At 33.4% G+C, this 16,849-nt stretch carries 15 protein-coding genes; 2 read left to right on the top strand and 13 right to left on the bottom strand.

Going from position 1 to position 16,849, the window contains the following annotated elements; genetic code table 11:
- Positions 1-13 precede the first annotated feature (13 nt).
- The 4 genes from E7Z77_RS00715 to E7Z77_RS00730 form a co-directional block, all read right to left on the bottom strand.
- Positions 14-229, bottom strand: coding sequence for an exodeoxyribonuclease VII small subunit (locus E7Z77_RS00715; RefSeq protein WP_292749066.1), 216 nt, complete (start codon positions 227-229; stop codon positions 14-16).
- A complete protein-coding gene (xseA, locus tag E7Z77_RS00720; protein WP_366510226.1) occupies positions 226-2,286 on the bottom strand; it encodes an exodeoxyribonuclease VII large subunit in 2,061 nt (686 codons plus the stop codon). Before xseA ends, E7Z77_RS00715 begins: the two co-directional genes overlap by 4 nt.
- Before the next feature lie 70 nt (positions 2,287-2,356).
- A complete protein-coding gene (locus E7Z77_RS00725) occupies positions 2,357-2,860 on the bottom strand; it encodes a hypothetical protein (protein WP_292749068.1) in 504 nt (167 codons plus the stop codon).
- A 167-nt stretch (positions 2,861-3,027) separates the two neighbouring features.
- Positions 3,028-3,900 (bottom strand): SseB family protein, encoded by an 873-nt coding sequence (locus E7Z77_RS00730; protein WP_292749070.1) that lies wholly within the window; start codon positions 3,898-3,900, stop codon positions 3,028-3,030.
- A gap of 369 nt (positions 3,901-4,269) precedes the next feature.
- Between E7Z77_RS00730 and E7Z77_RS00735 the strand changes: the two genes are divergently transcribed.
- Positions 4,270-4,779: a hypothetical protein gene (locus tag E7Z77_RS00735; protein WP_292749072.1), complete on the top strand. Its 510-nt coding sequence runs from the start codon at positions 4,270-4,272 to the stop codon at positions 4,777-4,779.
- A gap of 33 nt (positions 4,780-4,812) precedes the next feature.
- Here E7Z77_RS00735 and E7Z77_RS00740 read toward each other — a convergent pair whose 3' ends face one another.
- The 6 genes from E7Z77_RS00740 to E7Z77_RS00765 form a co-directional block, all read right to left on the bottom strand.
- Positions 4,813-5,337, bottom strand: coding sequence for a hypothetical protein (locus tag E7Z77_RS00740; protein WP_292749074.1), 525 nt, complete (start codon positions 5,335-5,337; stop codon positions 4,813-4,815).
- Between the two features lie 31 nt (positions 5,338-5,368).
- The gene (locus E7Z77_RS00745) at positions 5,369-6,241 is read right to left on the bottom strand and encodes a hypothetical protein (protein WP_292749076.1); all 873 of its coding nucleotides are present in this window, start codon (positions 6,239-6,241) and stop codon (positions 5,369-5,371) included.
- Entirely contained in the window at positions 6,242-7,120 is an 879-nt protein-coding gene (locus E7Z77_RS00750; protein ID WP_292749078.1) for an SseB family protein, read from the bottom strand.
- Between the two features lie 85 nt (positions 7,121-7,205).
- Positions 7,206-8,027: a hypothetical protein gene (locus E7Z77_RS00755; protein WP_292749080.1), complete on the bottom strand. Its 822-nt coding sequence runs from the start codon at positions 8,025-8,027 to the stop codon at positions 7,206-7,208.
- Between the two features lie 2 nt (positions 8,028-8,029).
- Positions 8,030-8,824: an AAA family ATPase gene (locus tag E7Z77_RS00760; RefSeq protein WP_292749082.1), complete on the bottom strand. Its 795-nt coding sequence runs from the start codon at positions 8,822-8,824 to the stop codon at positions 8,030-8,032.
- 9 nt (positions 8,825-8,833) lie between these two features.
- On the bottom strand, positions 8,834-11,842 hold the full coding sequence (locus E7Z77_RS00765; RefSeq protein WP_292749084.1) for an ATP-dependent DNA helicase: 3,009 nt from the start codon (positions 11,840-11,842) through the stop codon (positions 8,834-8,836).
- Positions 11,843-11,988: 146 nt separating this feature from the next.
- Between E7Z77_RS00765 and E7Z77_RS00770 the strand changes: the two genes are divergently transcribed.
- A complete protein-coding gene (locus E7Z77_RS00770; protein ID WP_292749087.1) occupies positions 11,989-12,981 on the top strand; it encodes a hypothetical protein in 993 nt (330 codons plus the stop codon).
- 622 nt (positions 12,982-13,603) lie between these two features.
- On the opposite strand, the gene E7Z77_RS00775 is transcribed toward E7Z77_RS00770, so the two are convergent.
- The 3 genes from E7Z77_RS00775 to E7Z77_RS00785 all read right to left on the bottom strand — a co-directional run bounded on the left by E7Z77_RS00775 (position 13,604) and on the right by E7Z77_RS00785 (position 16,733).
- Positions 13,604-14,029 carry a very short patch repair endonuclease gene (locus E7Z77_RS00775; RefSeq protein WP_292749089.1) on the bottom strand — a complete coding sequence of 142 codons (426 nt, stop codon included), beginning with the start codon at positions 14,027-14,029 and terminating at the stop codon, positions 13,604-13,606.
- 170 nt (positions 14,030-14,199) lie between these two features.
- Positions 14,200-15,564, bottom strand: a complete 1,365-nt coding sequence (locus E7Z77_RS00780; RefSeq protein WP_292749091.1) for a hypothetical protein — start codon at positions 15,562-15,564, stop codon at positions 14,200-14,202.
- A gap of 2 nt (positions 15,565-15,566) precedes the next feature.
- A complete protein-coding gene (locus E7Z77_RS00785; protein ID WP_292749093.1) occupies positions 15,567-16,733 on the bottom strand; it encodes a DNA cytosine methyltransferase in 1,167 nt (388 codons plus the stop codon).
- Positions 16,734-16,849 lie beyond the last annotated feature (116 nt).

Raw genomic sequence — 16,849 nt, forward strand, 5'->3', positions numbered from 1 at the left:
ATAATAATTGAAATTAATCTTGATTGAACTCAACAACATCCTTATTTTCATCAACAATTTTAGCTATTGTATCTTCAGCTTCCTTCAGTTTGGCATCACAGCTTTGAATCAAAACCATTGCCTTTTCAAACTCAGCGATTGCCTCATCCAAGTTCACATCTCCGTTTTCCAGTTTTTCTACAATTCCTTGCAGTTCAACCATGTTTTCTTCAAATGTCTTTTCGCTCATAATATTCCTCCAAAGATTACTATTAAAATAATTACTAATAAAACAGCAATCGCTACAATTATGCAAGTATATGTCACCTTCTGCTTTTGCTGTTCCTTTTTAAGTGTGATTACCTGATTAATCTTATCCAGTTTCTCTTCATAAATCTTCAATTCATTCCTATAATAACCCAATAGGATGTATGGATTTTGGATGATTTTTGAAGTCTTGATCTTATTCAATTCATCGATTTGAGATTCGTATAAGATTTCAGGATTTTTAAATAATCTGCCATTCAAGACAATATGCAAATCCTTCTCTTTTTGATTTATGGTTAGGCCATAACCTTTTTCCAGTCCTGCTTTTAAATTAGCAATTTGGTTACTTCTCAAAGTTATATATTCATTTAAATGATTCTTAATAACCGGCTTGGTTTTGATGGATTCCAGCCTGTAGTGATTAGCCAATATTAACCCATTTGACTTAGTCGTGAATCTATCCCGAAGTTTATTCAAATCATCTTCCATCTTTAAGCAGATGCTATAGGGATTCTTCAGTATTGATGCATTTTTCATATTGTCCAATTCATGGGACTTTGTCATAATCAATTCATTCGATTTGCTCATGAACCTACCATCCAATGCATGGAATTGCCTTGACTTATCCAAATAGATCAAATCGGGATTCTTGATTATGCTTCTCTGCAATAGGTTATCAAAATCCTTTTTATCGTTTTCAAGTTTTAGGGATATCCCCTTAGTTAAATTCATCCTTTTATAATCCAAACTTTCTTTCAGATTATCAATCTGATTCTGGCAGGGATTGCTTTTCAGATAGGATTTTGAAATTTCCAGCGAATGCCTTTTGGATGTCAGCTGTTTTTCCGATTGAAACTTGAATTTGTTTGCAGCCTTATCTAGACCAATCCTATGACTATTTATCATTGAATCCATTGCATCAATTAAACGAGATTTAAGTCCATCCAAATGGGACTTTGATGAAACAAGTTGCATTTTGCATGGGTATCTAATCACATATTCATTGATGATTTTATCGAGCATCACACGATTGGAATTCAATATTTCATTCGAGCTGTTATTGAAGCGGCTGCACAAATCATCATATTCTGACTTTTTGGATTTATAGACATTAGTGGAATCAGCAATCATCGGATTGGACAATACAAAATCCAGCTGCTTTTTGTAATCTCCCAATTTAGAAGACATGAAAGTCATCAATTTGGAATTCATATGATTAATGTTATCTAAAACATGATTCCTGTCTTCGATTGCCAGACTGGCAGCCATGGTTGGTGTTGATGCCTGCACATCGGCGACAAGATCAGATAGGGTTGTGTCATCCTCATGGCCGATTGCACTGATGACCGGAGTTCTGCAGTTAAAGATAGTCCTAACGACCATCTCCTCATTGTAGGACCATAATTCCTCCAGACTACCTCCGCCTCTGGCAACAATCAAAACATCCATGTCATATTCATCTGCTCTTTTGATTTGCAAGGCCAATTCATTTTTGGAATTGGCGCCCTGAACGGCTGCCGGGAAAAGAAATACCTGGCAATAAGGCCACTTTTGTTCGACAGTCCTTATGATATCATGAATAACAGATCCTCCCTGGGATGTGATGACCCCAATCCTTTTTGGGAAAGAAGGCAATTCTTTCTTATGTTCCTCTTCAAACAAACCCTCATTCTTTAGTTTCTTTTTCAATTGTTGTAATTTGACATACAGCTGACCCAAACCGTCTTCAATAACGGATCTAACATCAAGCTGATATTTCCCATGAGGCCAATAGACGCCGACATTGGCGGTCACAAGCAATTTCATTCCATTTTCAATATCAAAACCAATATTTTTCCTGTTATCCCTATATATGATGCATGGAACCTTAGAGGTTTTATCCTTTAAAGTAAAATAAAGATGACCCACTTGAGATATGTAAGTGCCTGAAACCTCACCTTTCACATGAACATTATGAAAACTAGGAATGCTATTAAAATAAAGTGCCATTTTTTTGTTAAATGTGGATACGGATAAATATTGGTCATCGGAAATAAGAATACACCTCTAATACAATATTGTGTTTAAAATGATATATAATTTATCATAATACCATTATTTTAATAATACACTATTGCGCATTGAACGTTAATGAATTCATCAAGTCTGCCGTTTCCTTTTCATTAGGGCTTGAAAGATATATAATCGTATTAGTAGTCGAATTTTTCTGGAATGACGCATAGAGATTTTCATAGAACATGAAGGATATCTGATGAACGCACACTCCGTCGACGGTCCATGACGGCTTGTGCAGCTCCTCACACAGCAATGAATTTATCTTGCCCTTTTTGGTTGGAATCATCTTGTCCGGCTCGATGACATTGACGGTGATGTTGCCGGTATCGTCAACCAGCATGACATGGCCGTTTGAGACTATTCTTGTGGTGAAATTTTTTGCATTGGAGCTGTTCAGGCTGAAAGTCCTGAAGTCATAATGCCCATCTGTTGGTGTGAAAACCTCACCGTCCCTGAATTCACATGGGTAGTCCTGTGCAATATTCGGATTCAATATGGTGAAAATGCAGCAGAACAATATGCTGAATAAAGTAAGATACAAAATGTATTTTTTCTTCATGCTACCACCTTATGTTATATATGCTGTCATAGAAGTTCATAACCGCAATGAAGGGGTCTCCGCTCATGATGTAGCCGTATGCCATGAAAAACAAAGTATGGGTGATGAGGATAATTGAGACTATGATGAAGAGAGTCTTGATGTCTTCCATAATGAATTCGTTCATGCTATCCCTCAATTGTGAATGCGTACATGCTGAAGTCGTTGATGACGGGACAATTGAAGCCCTTCATGAAATTCCTCAGGCTTTCCCTTGGAATCACTATGCTGTCTGTGTCGATGTTCAGTATGAATCCGTCGAAATCGAATTGCAATGCCTCTTCAACAAGCAGTGGAAAATTGACGAATCTTGTGTATTTGAAAACGCTTGAATCATTCAGGGGATCTTCCTTAAGGTCATGTGAAAACAACAAAACATAATTCTTTCCACCGATTCCGTATAGGCACTTGGGTATTCCGCCCACTTGGGAGAGCGTAATGACCTCATCTTCTGCACTGTCAGTGAAGTTGTCATGTGACATCAGAAGGGTCAGAATGTCCGACCTGCTGAGCTTGTTTACGAGCTCATCCAAATCCCATGAATTCGATTTGTCATTTAGAAAATCATCAAGCTCCCGATTGCAGATTGAATTCTTGATTTTTCGAATCTCATTGACTGTGAACGGATGGTAGTCCTGCTCAAGAATGTAGTTCGGCTCCATCACATTCAGGAACTCGTAAGTTACTGGAAACCTTTCGCTGTCCGGGTTGATCATGAAGCCTGGTGCTGACTTGTCAATCAGCAATTCCAGATAAAAGTTGAATTCATGGTCAACAGGACGAAATTCGTTTTTTGCATCAAACTTGTTCATCTCATAGATATCCGTAAACAATGGAATGAACTTCTTGCCATCGAAATCTATTATGGGCACACCTTCCATGTCGTTTACGGGAACAATCAATGTTGAAAACTGCAATTCCACCAACATGTCGTCAAAATTGTCTTCGCTTAAATTATCTAGTATGTTTCTTAAATGCTTATGAGTGATAGTTGTATTCAAATTTACACCTCTGGTTAAAGTGCTTTACAGTGATTGGTTGTAAGCGATTATAATATATTTATGTGATAGTATAAAAATGTTTTTATTTACCATAAGCATATGCATTATCAATCACAATGTTTTGAATGATTACACAATATATGAAAATTAATTGAATTTAGTTCAATTAATTATAAATAATTTGACAATTAATAATAAATTATTTTATTTATTATAAGGTGTTTATATATACTAGAATTTATTAGAAAATTTATATTTAATTGATAATCTTATTAAACAAAAGCAAAACTTTATATATAATATATACCAATATAATAACATAAGATGAAAAACCACATCTTATACTAATTTTTTAAGGAGAAAACAACCATGACTAAAAAGACTACATTATTAAAGCAAAGTGGAAAAGAGAACTTATTGGCCTTGAAAAGAGCAATCGACGATGGCTCTTTAGAAGAATTGATTAGCGGCGATTCCGAATGGGGTGGGGCATATGTTGTCATATCCTCTTCAGCCGATTTCATCGAAAATCATAGGAAAAATGCTGATGAAAACCCTATGATTGATTCCGATACATATGTACTGACCAAGCATTCCATTGCCCTCTCAGGCATCTTTCGCTATGTTAAGGAAAACGTGATGGAAGAAAGGGATTTTCACCTGTATGGATTCATGGCTATTCTTGCCAATGATTTCCTAAGGCAATTCGGAGATCCTGATGACAGCACTTTCCTACTGGAATATGTATTCGAGGGAATCTCATTTTACTGCCAGTTCAATGATTGGGAATGCGGAACAGAATATGATTTCGGATTTGAAATCATGAGGTTTTTCCTCTCTGAAAACATTTCCGATGAGGAAATCAGGCACATACTCTAAGCGCCTAAAATTTACTCTTTTTTCTTTTATTTTTTATGAAAACATCCTATTTCCAAACTCATTTTTAAATTTCAATGTCTGAATCATCTCAACGGTTTTTTCTTCGCTCGGACTTGCAATGTAGACTGCAGTGTTTGTTGCATAATCATATGCATATGATGCATAGAGTTTTGCAGAGAATATGTCGACATCAATTATTCTTGTTCCGTTGACCGTTCGACTAGGCTTTTCAAGCTCATTCATAAGGGTTGAGTTTTCCACATCGCGATTTGCACCGGTCATCTTATTCCACTCCAACACGTTTATTGTGGTGCAGCATTCATAATCGATCAGTTGGGCAAAACCGCTGATGCAGATTTCTGCAGTAAAATTGGTGCTGTTGGAAGAATTCAGGGTGAATTTTCTAAAGTCATACGCATCATCATCCGGCGAAAAGACTTCACCCGCCACATATCTGTCATCATCAAACGATGCAAGTATGACCGGGCCGTATATGAACCACATATATATTAAAAAGATTCCTGTTATGATTAAGATTATCCTTAATTTTCTGGACATTAATATTCACCTCATGGCAATGGTTTGGCATTTAGTCAATCACGAAAAATATGTGTTTGGCCGTTACAAGCTTATCGTTATGGCATGTCCTATTGATCAAAGGCCAATATTCAAGGAGAGTTTCAACCGGAATGATGTAATTGTCAATGCCCGGATTGAGCATGATGCCTCTGGACTCATGCTTTATTGCATAATGGGCGGCCGTTGCAAGGTCGACCAATGCAAGATAGCTGAATTTTGAAGTTTCAATATCTCCCATATGTTTTTCGCTTGTAAACATGCAGACATATCCCTCATGGCTATGAAAATCATGCTTGCTTTCCAATCCAAATGTGTCAATCATGCCATTGCATTCAAGAATGCCCATATCATTATCCGATTCTATCAATGCGAACAACGGATTGGATGATACTGTCTGAAATAGTTTCATGCAGTTTCCATGATTTCTTATGAATTCTTCAACATCCTCATTGTCTGTTGTTATTCTCAATGATTTTAGTTCTTGTGATGAGTATGCATCACTATGGTCAGTTATATTACTTGGAAGGTCTTTCAATGCATTAATGAACTTTTTTGTAAGATATATGTTCTGGCTGGAGACGTTCAATATGTATCCGTCCAATTTGAAAGCATTGAGAATATTCTTCAGGGTGGTGAATTCAAAGACTCTAAATGATGATTCATCGGCCGGGAAAGCCTTTTTGAACTCATCATCATCCGTGAAAATGAAAGCAAATTTCCTGTTGTCCAATGATATGGTCATGAGCATATGATTCTCGTCCTGGGCAATGAAAAATGATGAATGGACGAGTTCCGATATGATTCTGCTGCGGCATTTCTTCACTATATCCGAAAGCTCCATAAAATCATCGAGATTACTGATCAGATAGCTGTTTGTGACCATTCAATCACCCAAAACGAATGCATAGCCGTCATATCTGTCGGGATTGTGGAATTTGCAATCCTTCATGAAATTCAGGAGAAATTCCCTTGGAATTGAAATGTTCTGGGAGTTTTCATTTAGGACTATCCCATCCAGGTCGTCAAGCAATACCTTATTCATGAGCTCGGGAAGATTGACGAGCTGGGAATATGGATGCATTGGACTGTTTTTGGGCTTGATTTCACTTTGTGAAGTGTATATCAACGCAAAGCTTTCCGTGAAGCTTGTAGTGGTTGCTGACGGCAGCTGTCCGATATCCTGCAGGCAAATGATGCCGTCTTCAGCCTTGGCAGACAGGTCCTCCATGGACAGGACAACCTTAAGCAAGTCCGCTTCAAGAAGCAGCTCCATAAGCCTTTCATAATCCCAGAAGTTGGATTCATCTTTCAGGAACTCTTCAAGCTCAGCATTATCAAACGAATTCTTCATTGCTCTGATTTCCCCTTTGGTCAATGCTTTTGAATCATTGCATGAAGACCTGTTCGGCTTTATGAATTCCTTTATTTCCTTGGTTATGGGAAACCTTTCGCCTTCAACATCTATGATTATTCCGTCTATCTTGGAATCAATCAGATCCATGTAAAAATCAAATTCATTTGGCATCAGTGTGAAGCCTTCATCCGCATTGCATTTGTTGTATTCATGGACATCGGTAAAAACCGGAGCGTAGTTTTTGTCATTGAAACTCAAAATTGGGAACGTCAAGGCCTTGCCGTCCATATAAACCGGCAATAGCAGTGTTGAAAACAGAAGTTCGCCAATCAAATCGTCAATATCTTCTGTCCTTTCAAAAATGTCAAATTGTCTTTTCAAATGTTTATGAGTGATAGTTCTGGTCATATTTACACCTCTAGGTTGGTTGGGTGCCTACGGCAATGGTTGGTAAGCGAGTTAAATATATGGCTTTGATTTTATAAAAATGTTTTCATTTAAGATAGTTTTCAATAAAATTATTAAAAGCAACATTATCAACAAAGCCGGCACTGTAAACAATTCCCGCACGTTCATATCTTCTGTGGTGGGTTTGAAGACTGGATTCATATGATGAATCAATTTCATGGTCATGCCTTTCCTGTGCCATGCGCTTGCATTTTGACGGAATCATATTGGAGCACCTGTAAGATCTGCCTCTTGACCTTTGACGGTTAGGTTCATACTTATCTGATATTGAAACGACCCGATAAATTATTCTTGAATTTTTAAGAAATTCCCTGATATCCAGATATTCTACATTATCCTTATTCTTTTCATAGTATTCTTCATAAATTAGAGGAAGAGCAATGGTTACAGTTTCTAAAGGTTTTGCAGCAAGCCCATTAAGCATTCTATCCGAGTATTTGGAAAGTACCTTTTCCAGTAAAAAGAGTTCATGTTCAAGCTCATCATTCAATTTTTCATTTTTAGTTTTAAGATTTTCCACTGCTTCAACAAGATTGCATTTGCTTGAAGTTCTGAATAACAAATCACCCTTAAATTCTATTAAAAAAATAAAGAAATTATTGTTTTCTTTCTTATACCAAATTGCATCTGTTGTTTTTGGAGTGATTAATAGATTACCTTCCCTGAATATCTTACAGGAATGACAGATTTCATCTAAAGCAAACATCTTAAACTCATTTTTCCCATCACCCATTGGCAATATGGATATTCCTTTTGAGTTTTCCGCAATTTCATGAGCTTTTTTGTAGAATTGCGGAAATGAATTGAGAAATTCAATAAATTGAGTCTCTTCTTTTGTTAATGTCATGCTTACTCCTTAAACAATATTTTAGCCATTAGTTTATCAAGTATATCATATGGCTTTGTCAGATTCTCATAGATTTCACCCATGTTTTTAGGGTTGATTTTTATGAAGTCATATTTTCCATTAATATCATATGTTAAATAGAAATTGGTTTCATTTAATAAGTTATAGTATTGTGCATAAACTGAAATTGCTTCAATAAACATTGGACTGTTGGAGTTTAGATATAAATGAATGTTTAAATCTTTGGCAAGTAAAACAAGGATTTCTGCAAACTTGATTTGCCATTCAGGATGCAAACTACTTTCCGGCTCATCAATAATTAAAAATGAGTTTTCTTTTAACTGATTATTTTTAAGTAAAATCTGTATTATCCCAATATCTTTAATTCCTGAAGAAGTGGTATTTAAACAATCTTTCCCAATGATATTTTCTATTTTACTAAGAATCTCAGATTCATTTGTTTTTTCACTTACTTCCAAAGCTTCTTTGATATGAATTATATGATCAACTCTTAAGATATCCAAATCCTTCAGGTCCAAAATTGAGATGTTATCTATATAAAAAACTTCAGACATGTTTAAATCATCTTCAAAAACAACATCCAAATCTTTTGATAATCCTTCATTATCCATTAAATAATCAAAGGATTCATCCTCATTTTGAGATTTGAAATAACAATATAATAATTTTGATACTGTTGACTTGCCGCTTGAATTGGTTCCGCCAACTACGTTAATTTTTGAAATTTCAATATTTACATTGCCCATAGGGCCCACATCATTCAGTTTAAGTTTCATAGATTCACCTCAGCATATAACTCTAAATTTACAATACCTGCAAAATCCACTTTCTTTTTTGGGAAATTTTTCTGAATTAATTTTTAAAGCTACATCATTTAATTTGTTTAGTTGAGTATTTATTTTTTCATCTGTAACTTCAACAGTATTCTGATAGTCAGTTTTTACAAAATGGGTTATAGCTTCTCTGATTTCATAATCCTTAAAGTCAGAAAGTTCCTTTAAAGCTGATGCATATATATACAACTGCTTTTCATAGTGAGCAATTTTATTATCATCATGTTCTGCATTTTTATAATCCAAAATTCCAATTTCTGAATCGGAAATTTTATAAATCAAGTCTACTGCACCATTTAAAATATAGTTTTCATGCTCTATCTCGAAAGGAAGTTCCGTTTCTAAAACTTCTCTATTTATTGAATAATTATTATAATAATCATGTACAGATTTTTGAATTTCTTTGAATTTGTCTTGATTTTCTTTTAAATCGAACATTGATGTGAAAACCTCTTCGGTAATTTCATTCAACTCCGTATCTGAGACTTTTTGATTTTCCTTCAATTTCAGATTGACTTTTTCCATTATTTCGTGGAAAACCGTTCCAAGGTTTGTTACGTTTTCGCTGGAGACTCTAAAACCTAGATTGTATATCAAATTATACATAAATGGACATAAGTTATATGTTGAAAAACTTGAATAGTTTAGTTTAAGCTTTTCATCTTCCTGTTCTGGAGCGTGTTTTTCAATAATAACTTCTGATAGTGCATCTTCACTTAAAGGTTTGAGTGATTCGATAATTTTGTTTATTTCCTGCGGTACTTCTCCGCAGCATGATAAAATTAACAAATCAACCGCACGTGTCATTGCAACATAAAGGATATGTGCCTCTTCAGCCTCGTCAAGCTTGTTTTCCTCTTCAATCAGGCGATTGTCATACTCGTCTATGGATAATTCGACTTCATCGTCAATTGGGATATCCTTATACCTTAAGAATCTTGTTGGAGTGTAGAAGGTTTCCTTTCCGTTGATGTAGTTTTTCTCACGATTCGGATCCTTGATTTTCATTGGAAACTTGTCCTTTTCAAGCGTTGCGACTATGGTTACTGGGAATTCCAGACCTTTGGCTGCATGGATTGTCATCAGCTGAACTCCACCCTCATTTGAGTAATAAGAACTGTAATCACCAATCCTTCTATTTAAAAAGAAGAATAATCCTTTAACATCAGTTTGTGAAATGAATTCTTCATAATTGTATATAGTTTGGGTTAATGTTGCAAGGTTATTGACTTTTTCGATGTTTTCGTCAATATCTGTGAAATAATTACTTAAAGACAATAATTCATAATAGACATCCAAACATGTTAGTGATTCTTCCAAATGGATTTTATCTCTTAATTCTTCTAATTTTTGGAAAAATTCCCTGTCTTTTTCATTGCTGATTTTGGATAAGTCTACAACAGGCTTTTCGACCTGGCTGAATATTTCATATAATGTATCCTGGTCTTCGTTTTTTCTGATGTTGTGAACAGCTCTGACTTTATTTTTTCCTTCCTTTAGGCGGATTTCATTTTCAATTCTTAAAAGCTCATCATGGTAGGAATCCTGAAGAGCAGTTAAGTATTGTTTAGTTTCATCCGCAAGCGACCAGATGGTATGTTCTTCGCTGTCTGTGCAGAATCCTTTAAGGTTAAGCTCCTTTAATTCATCTTGTGAAGAAACATATAGGTTATCTGTTCTTCTGGTAACATACCACAGCAAAAGAATGATTGATTTGACTTCAACCTGGTCCTTTAAGTCTGACTGACCGCGTATGGTGAAGTTGATGTCGTTTTCATCCAACAGTTTGATTAATTCCGGAATGGTTTTGTTGTAGTGTTTTCTGTATAGAACTGCAATGTCTTCATAATTTACATTTTTGTTTTGCTTTAGGTATTGGATGGTGCTGAAAATTTGATTTGCTTCTTCTTCTGGTGATTCGGCTTTTATGATTAATGATGAGTTTGTGTATCCTGAATTGTAGCTGACCATGTGCTTTTGTGAATAGTCCTTTCTGTAGTCTTCAATGAAATCTTCTGTCAATTCAACTATGTTTTTAGTTGAACGGTAATTTATGTTCAGGCTGATTAGTTCGTGAGGAGCGTATTCATATAACTCCTTGAAAAAATCGATGTATGAACTTCTAAATGCGTAGATGTGCTGGTCAACATCTCCTACTGCTGTGAAATAGTCTGAGTTATTCCTTAATATTTCAAATATTTTAAATTGCAATGGATCTGTGTCTTGAAATTCGTCAATGAGAATGCAGTTGAATGGGGTTTCCGGGTCCTTTTTGAGTTCTTTTAAGGTCTTAAGCTGCAAGGTGTCATAGTCGACATAGTCATGCTCTTCTAATAGTTTTAAGTAAATTGGATATGCTTTTGCAATCTGTAGGTATCTTGCATTGTACCAGTCCTCCTTTAGATTTTCATCTTCAACTCTTTTTTTCGAGAAATTGTTTAAAGAGTTGATGAAATTGATGTAGTCTTCGGAGATTGGTCTTGTGTCCTTGATGTAATCTGTTAGCTCTTTTGAGTTGACATTGAAACATGTGTATTCGCCGAATTTGTCAATAACTGAAGAGATTTGGTAGTCAAGGAGTGTATATTCATCTTTGAAGCCTAATTTGTCCTTGAATTTTTGGATGAACAATGCCTTCTTTTCTGATGAGTCATCATCGATAAGGCTTAAAAACTGGTTTTTGCTTTTTAGGTATTCCAAGCAAAATGAATGGATAGTTGAGATTTGCATTTTGGAAATGGTTTCATCTGGAAGAGTGGTTTTGAGTTTGTTTTTTAAGTTTTCGGCGGCTTTTCTTGTGAAAGTGATTACTAGAAATTCTTCTGGGTTGACTCCGTTTTCGATTAAATTGATGATTCTGCTGACAATGACTGTGGTTTTGCCTGAGCCTGGACCTGCTTCGACTAAAAGAGTTCCTTTTCCATAATTGATTACATCATCTTGGTTTTTATTAAATTCCATCACAACACCCCCATATTACAATATTGTGTTATAGTTATTAAATATTGTTTTCAAATTTAAGATTAATACTTTTCAAATGCTCTCAAATTAATTTTATAAAATAAAATCAATATACTTAATTCATATAAATAAAAAGAGACTTAAAAATGGAATTAGAAATATTTTCAGATGAAACATATGTATACAATAATAAATATGTTGGAATTGGATGCTTATTTGTTCCCACATATTATAAACTAAAATTAGTTAATAAATTACTGTCATTACGTTGTTTAAATGATAAAAATACTAACAAATGGGTTCCAAATCAAAATGATTGTAATATGTTTAAACAAGACCACTGTAAACCCATACACCATAATTACAATAATTGTGAAATACATTATTCAGCTTTTCGAAGAGGAATGTCCCAATCATTAAAAAGGATTTCAACAAGATGGATTGAATTTTTAGTAAACAACAACAAATTTGCTCCTGAAAATGAAAAAATATATTTTAATATATTATTCTTGGATTTAGATAAATTAGATTCAAAATTTTTTGGAGAAGATGAAACTGGAAACAACAAATATAATAGGTTTTACAAAACAACAATTACAGGTCCTTTAAAATATTTTTTTAAAGAATATAATCAGATTACCATTAAAGAAATTTTCCATGATGAATCCGATGATAAAATGTCACATGAATATTTTGATTGGCATACTCCATACATACTTAATGAAAAAAGAAACATTACTGTTAAAAAGGATAGAATAACATTTATAGATTCAGATCATAAAGAATATAATCATAATGACGAAAATTATATTAATGCTACATTAATTCAATTTATTGATTTAATTTTAGGTTGTACAAGCCATGCCCTTTTTAGAGAATCCGCAGATAAAGAAAAATTAAAATTATACAAAATTTATTATCCTCTAATAAGTAGAATATGGGAGCATCCTAAAAATAAGAATAGTAGTTTTAAATATTTTAGATCACAACAAGTATCCATATTTCCAAAAGATAAAATTAGTTATTATACAGATTTATTTGGGGAAATTCATAGAAAACCTGGTGAATTTCATCGTGATGTTCAATTAATTGAACCAGAAGAAATACAAAATTTTTCATTAGATAATTTCATGTTTTAATTTACTGTCATAAACAATCAAATGATTATTAGAATTTATCACAAATCAAAAATCTCTTACAGAACCAAATGTGTCTTATATGATAAAGGAGATAAAGATGGGAATAAATGGTATTTGAAAACACCCTTTTATATGATTGGTCTAAGATAATGTAAAATTTTTAAAAGAAAATTCTGGGAAAAGGTAAAGGCATACCAGTAGTTAAAAATTCTAATTTTTATTTTATAGAGAGTTTCTCTTGGACAGATATACATACAACTTATATTAAATCCAGATTAAAAGAAAATGGAATCTATGATGTAAAAAATATGAGTTTATTCGCATATCAAACATTGCCCTGATGGTATATTGTATGTCTATTAAATTCAAAAATATTAGTGAATATATGATGATTTAATAAAAAATACCCAGACATTTCAAATATGATGAGAGAGTATTGCCAATTATAATTCCTAATACAAATCAATTAAAAGTTCTTAAAGATATATTAATAAAACAATTTCAATTAAAAAAGATATTTTAAAGATGAAATATCAAAACAAAAAATGGAAAATAAGTTAATTCAAGTACAAAATGAATTAGATAAAGAAACTCCAAAACATCTACAAAATCCATCCCAAATCTATTCCAACATTGAAGTTATTTGGTTATATAGATTTTCAAGTGTCGTTTCACGTTTATCTTTTTTTAACTCACATTCCCATACTGTAATAACATTCCAACCCATGGCTTCCAATTCTTTTTGATTATGTTCATCACGTTCTCTATTTCTGTAAAGTTTCTTCTCCCAGTACTCTACATTGGATTTTGGCATTTTTGCATACTTACACCCATTATGCAAGTGCCAAAAACATCCATGAACAAAAACAATAGTATTATATTTTGGCAGGACAACATCAGGACTTCCAGGATATCTTTTATCATTCTTTCTGAAACGAAGACCTTTTGAAAACAAGTAGCTACGAACAAGAATTTCTGGTTTTGTGTCTTTACCTCTGATTCTTGACATGACATAACTGCGAGTTTCTTTGCTGAATTTGTCAACCATGATATCCTTACCTCTCATCTGCCTTATTTGACTTTCATGCCACTTTATAATATTAAATGAACATTATTATTTTAATTATCTTATTCAATCATTGAAACTTAATGCATTGGAACTATAAAAACATGAAAATATGATAATCAATCTTATTCTCGATTAAATTATATGAGATATTAGTCGGGTTCATACGAATAAATTATAAAATTATCAATATTGCTTTTATTTATTATAAATTTCACATTTCGTTCGTTTCCATCTGAATTACGGCCTTGATTAAAATTTCTTAAAACTTCATGCATATTAATCCTATTAAGTTCTAAGATTTCCATTTTTTTGAAATTAACAGAATGCTTCATCCGGGTTTGGTATGAAATTTTAGAACCTCTTTGATAAGGAGTTCCTATTAATTCCATCCTTGAGATAGCCATTTCACTATTATAATCAACATCTTTTTTTGTTTCATGTTCATATATTACATACCACAACTTTCCATTATAATTTATGGCCTCCAATGTAGTATTTTGATCATTTCCAGGTGCTTCTTTTTTATTTATATCGCTGGCTTTTAAGTCCCCATAAAAATCATCATTTTTAAAATACAAATCAAAATCCAATAGGTCATCAGTTTTTTTATTGCCAATGTATATCATCGTATCTTGGCATTGCTCATTTTCTATAAATTCATTCATCTCACATTCTAAAAACCATCCGGCCCATTCTGTTCCTTTCCATTGGTACCATCTTTTAGACTTCATTTTTTCTATAGCCGATACTGCTGTAATCCATTTTCCAAATGAAAAACCATTATTAAATTTAGCAAATAGGTCAAAAATACTATTTTTCATTGGTCTAGTATGATGCCCAGTAGACACATATTCTGCAACAACACCCCCCTCTTGCACATCACCATCATGAACACGCCCAGAAGATACATATTCTGCAATAACGCATCCATCTTGCACATCACCATCATGAACCTGTCCAGAAGATATGAATTCTGCAACAATACTTTCATCAATATATTTTTTAAAGTTTCTAGAAGATATTGTTGTAATTGTATTTCCCTTCTGGTCTCTTTTAGTAAAATACTCATTTGTAAGTGCTTGATATAAATCATTCGAATAAACATGCGCTGAACTAGAATTTAATTTATTACCCATATAATCTTCAGTATCGAATTCAACAAAAATATGCATTCCATCATATCTATATATTCCAACAATTCTTACATCGCTATTCTCTCTAAAATTGTACTCCTCATAAACTTCTTTATACCATTTTTTTAACTGCAGTCTTTTCTTAAATAGAGGATGGGGATTACTTAACCATGTAATTGCTCCAGTTAAGAAATAAGTATCATGGTTATTGTGAGTGTACTTATAAATCCTATGATTTTTGTATTTAACCACTTCTATATTGCCTAATGCATCTTTAAATGCTGATTCGAACTCTGAAATTTTTGTTAATTTCTGATCATAATCATATACTAAAGATAATGATGGTGTAATCTGCTCACTTTTCTTTGCTTGCCTTGCCATGATTATTCCTCGTTATAATTAAATAATTTTTCAGCGCATATTTTTACAACCTCAACATTAACGGCATTGCCGAATTGTTTGAATGCTTGTTGATCATTACTATTTGGAATGAAGTTTTCAGGAAAATCTTGTAAACGAGCTGCTTCTCTTACTGTTAATCTACGTTTATATTTACCGATTATTGGAATCTGTACAATAGCTACCAATGCAGGACAACATGTTGGAACTTTAACCCTAACACCAGATGGCCTGATTTGAATTAAACCTTCCCAAATAGATTTAATATTCTTACCGGCTTGCCATTCAAATTTTCTTTGGGTTGGAGTACACCATTCTAAGTTATCCCATTTTTCAATCCATGAATCAATGAACTCTTTATTTCTTTGATACAATTCATTATTCTTCCGGACAAATTCTTTTTTCCATGGTTTAAATTCTTCAGGCGCTTCTTTTTTAAACCATTCAAACCAAACAGGAAACCCTATAACGTCTAAATCTACACCTTGATAAAATTCATCCCACATTGTTAAAACTTTTTCTTCCTCTTCAGAGATATTATATTTCTCATCAACAGGCCCCTCATCTAAAATGGTATAGATAGAATTATCATTTTTATGTTTGAAAGTACCTAAATCAATTTCTAATGGTTCATAAGCATGTTCTGGATCATAAATTCCAAGAATAACAACTCTTTCTCTTAATTGTGGTGTTCCGAAATAATGAGGACTTACAATTAAAGGTTTAGGAGTGAGCCTATAACCTGCTTTACGAAGATGCTCTTCTATTGTTTTCCAAGTACGTCCTTTATCATGTGACGCAAGATTTCTAACATTTTCTAAGATTATATATGGAGGATGATGGTGTTTCAATATTCTTTCTATTTCAAAAAATAATGTTCCTCTTGTTTCATCATCAAAGCCTTCTTGTTTACCTGCTTTACTAAATGCTTGACAAGGAAATCCCGCACATAGCACATCATGTTCTGGAACATCCTCAACTTTAATGTCACGAACATTAATATCTGAATCCATGTTATAATTTTCAGCATATGTTTCTATTGCGAATTTATCTATTTCTGAAGCGAGTACACATTCGCCACCTAATTGTTCCATTGCTTGATGAAAACCACCAATCCCTGAAAATAAATCTATAAATTTGAATTTTTCCATTGTTTATCCCCTTACTTTATTGTCCTTACGATTTAAAGAAAATAAGATTTTGATTTTGTCCTACTGCAATATATCATTTGTATATATACTATTTATTAGCAATATTATATATCATA

The organism is Methanobrevibacter sp. (genome assembly GCF_015062985.1).
GTDB lineage: Archaea > Methanobacteriota > Methanobacteria > Methanobacteriales > Methanobacteriaceae > Methanocatella.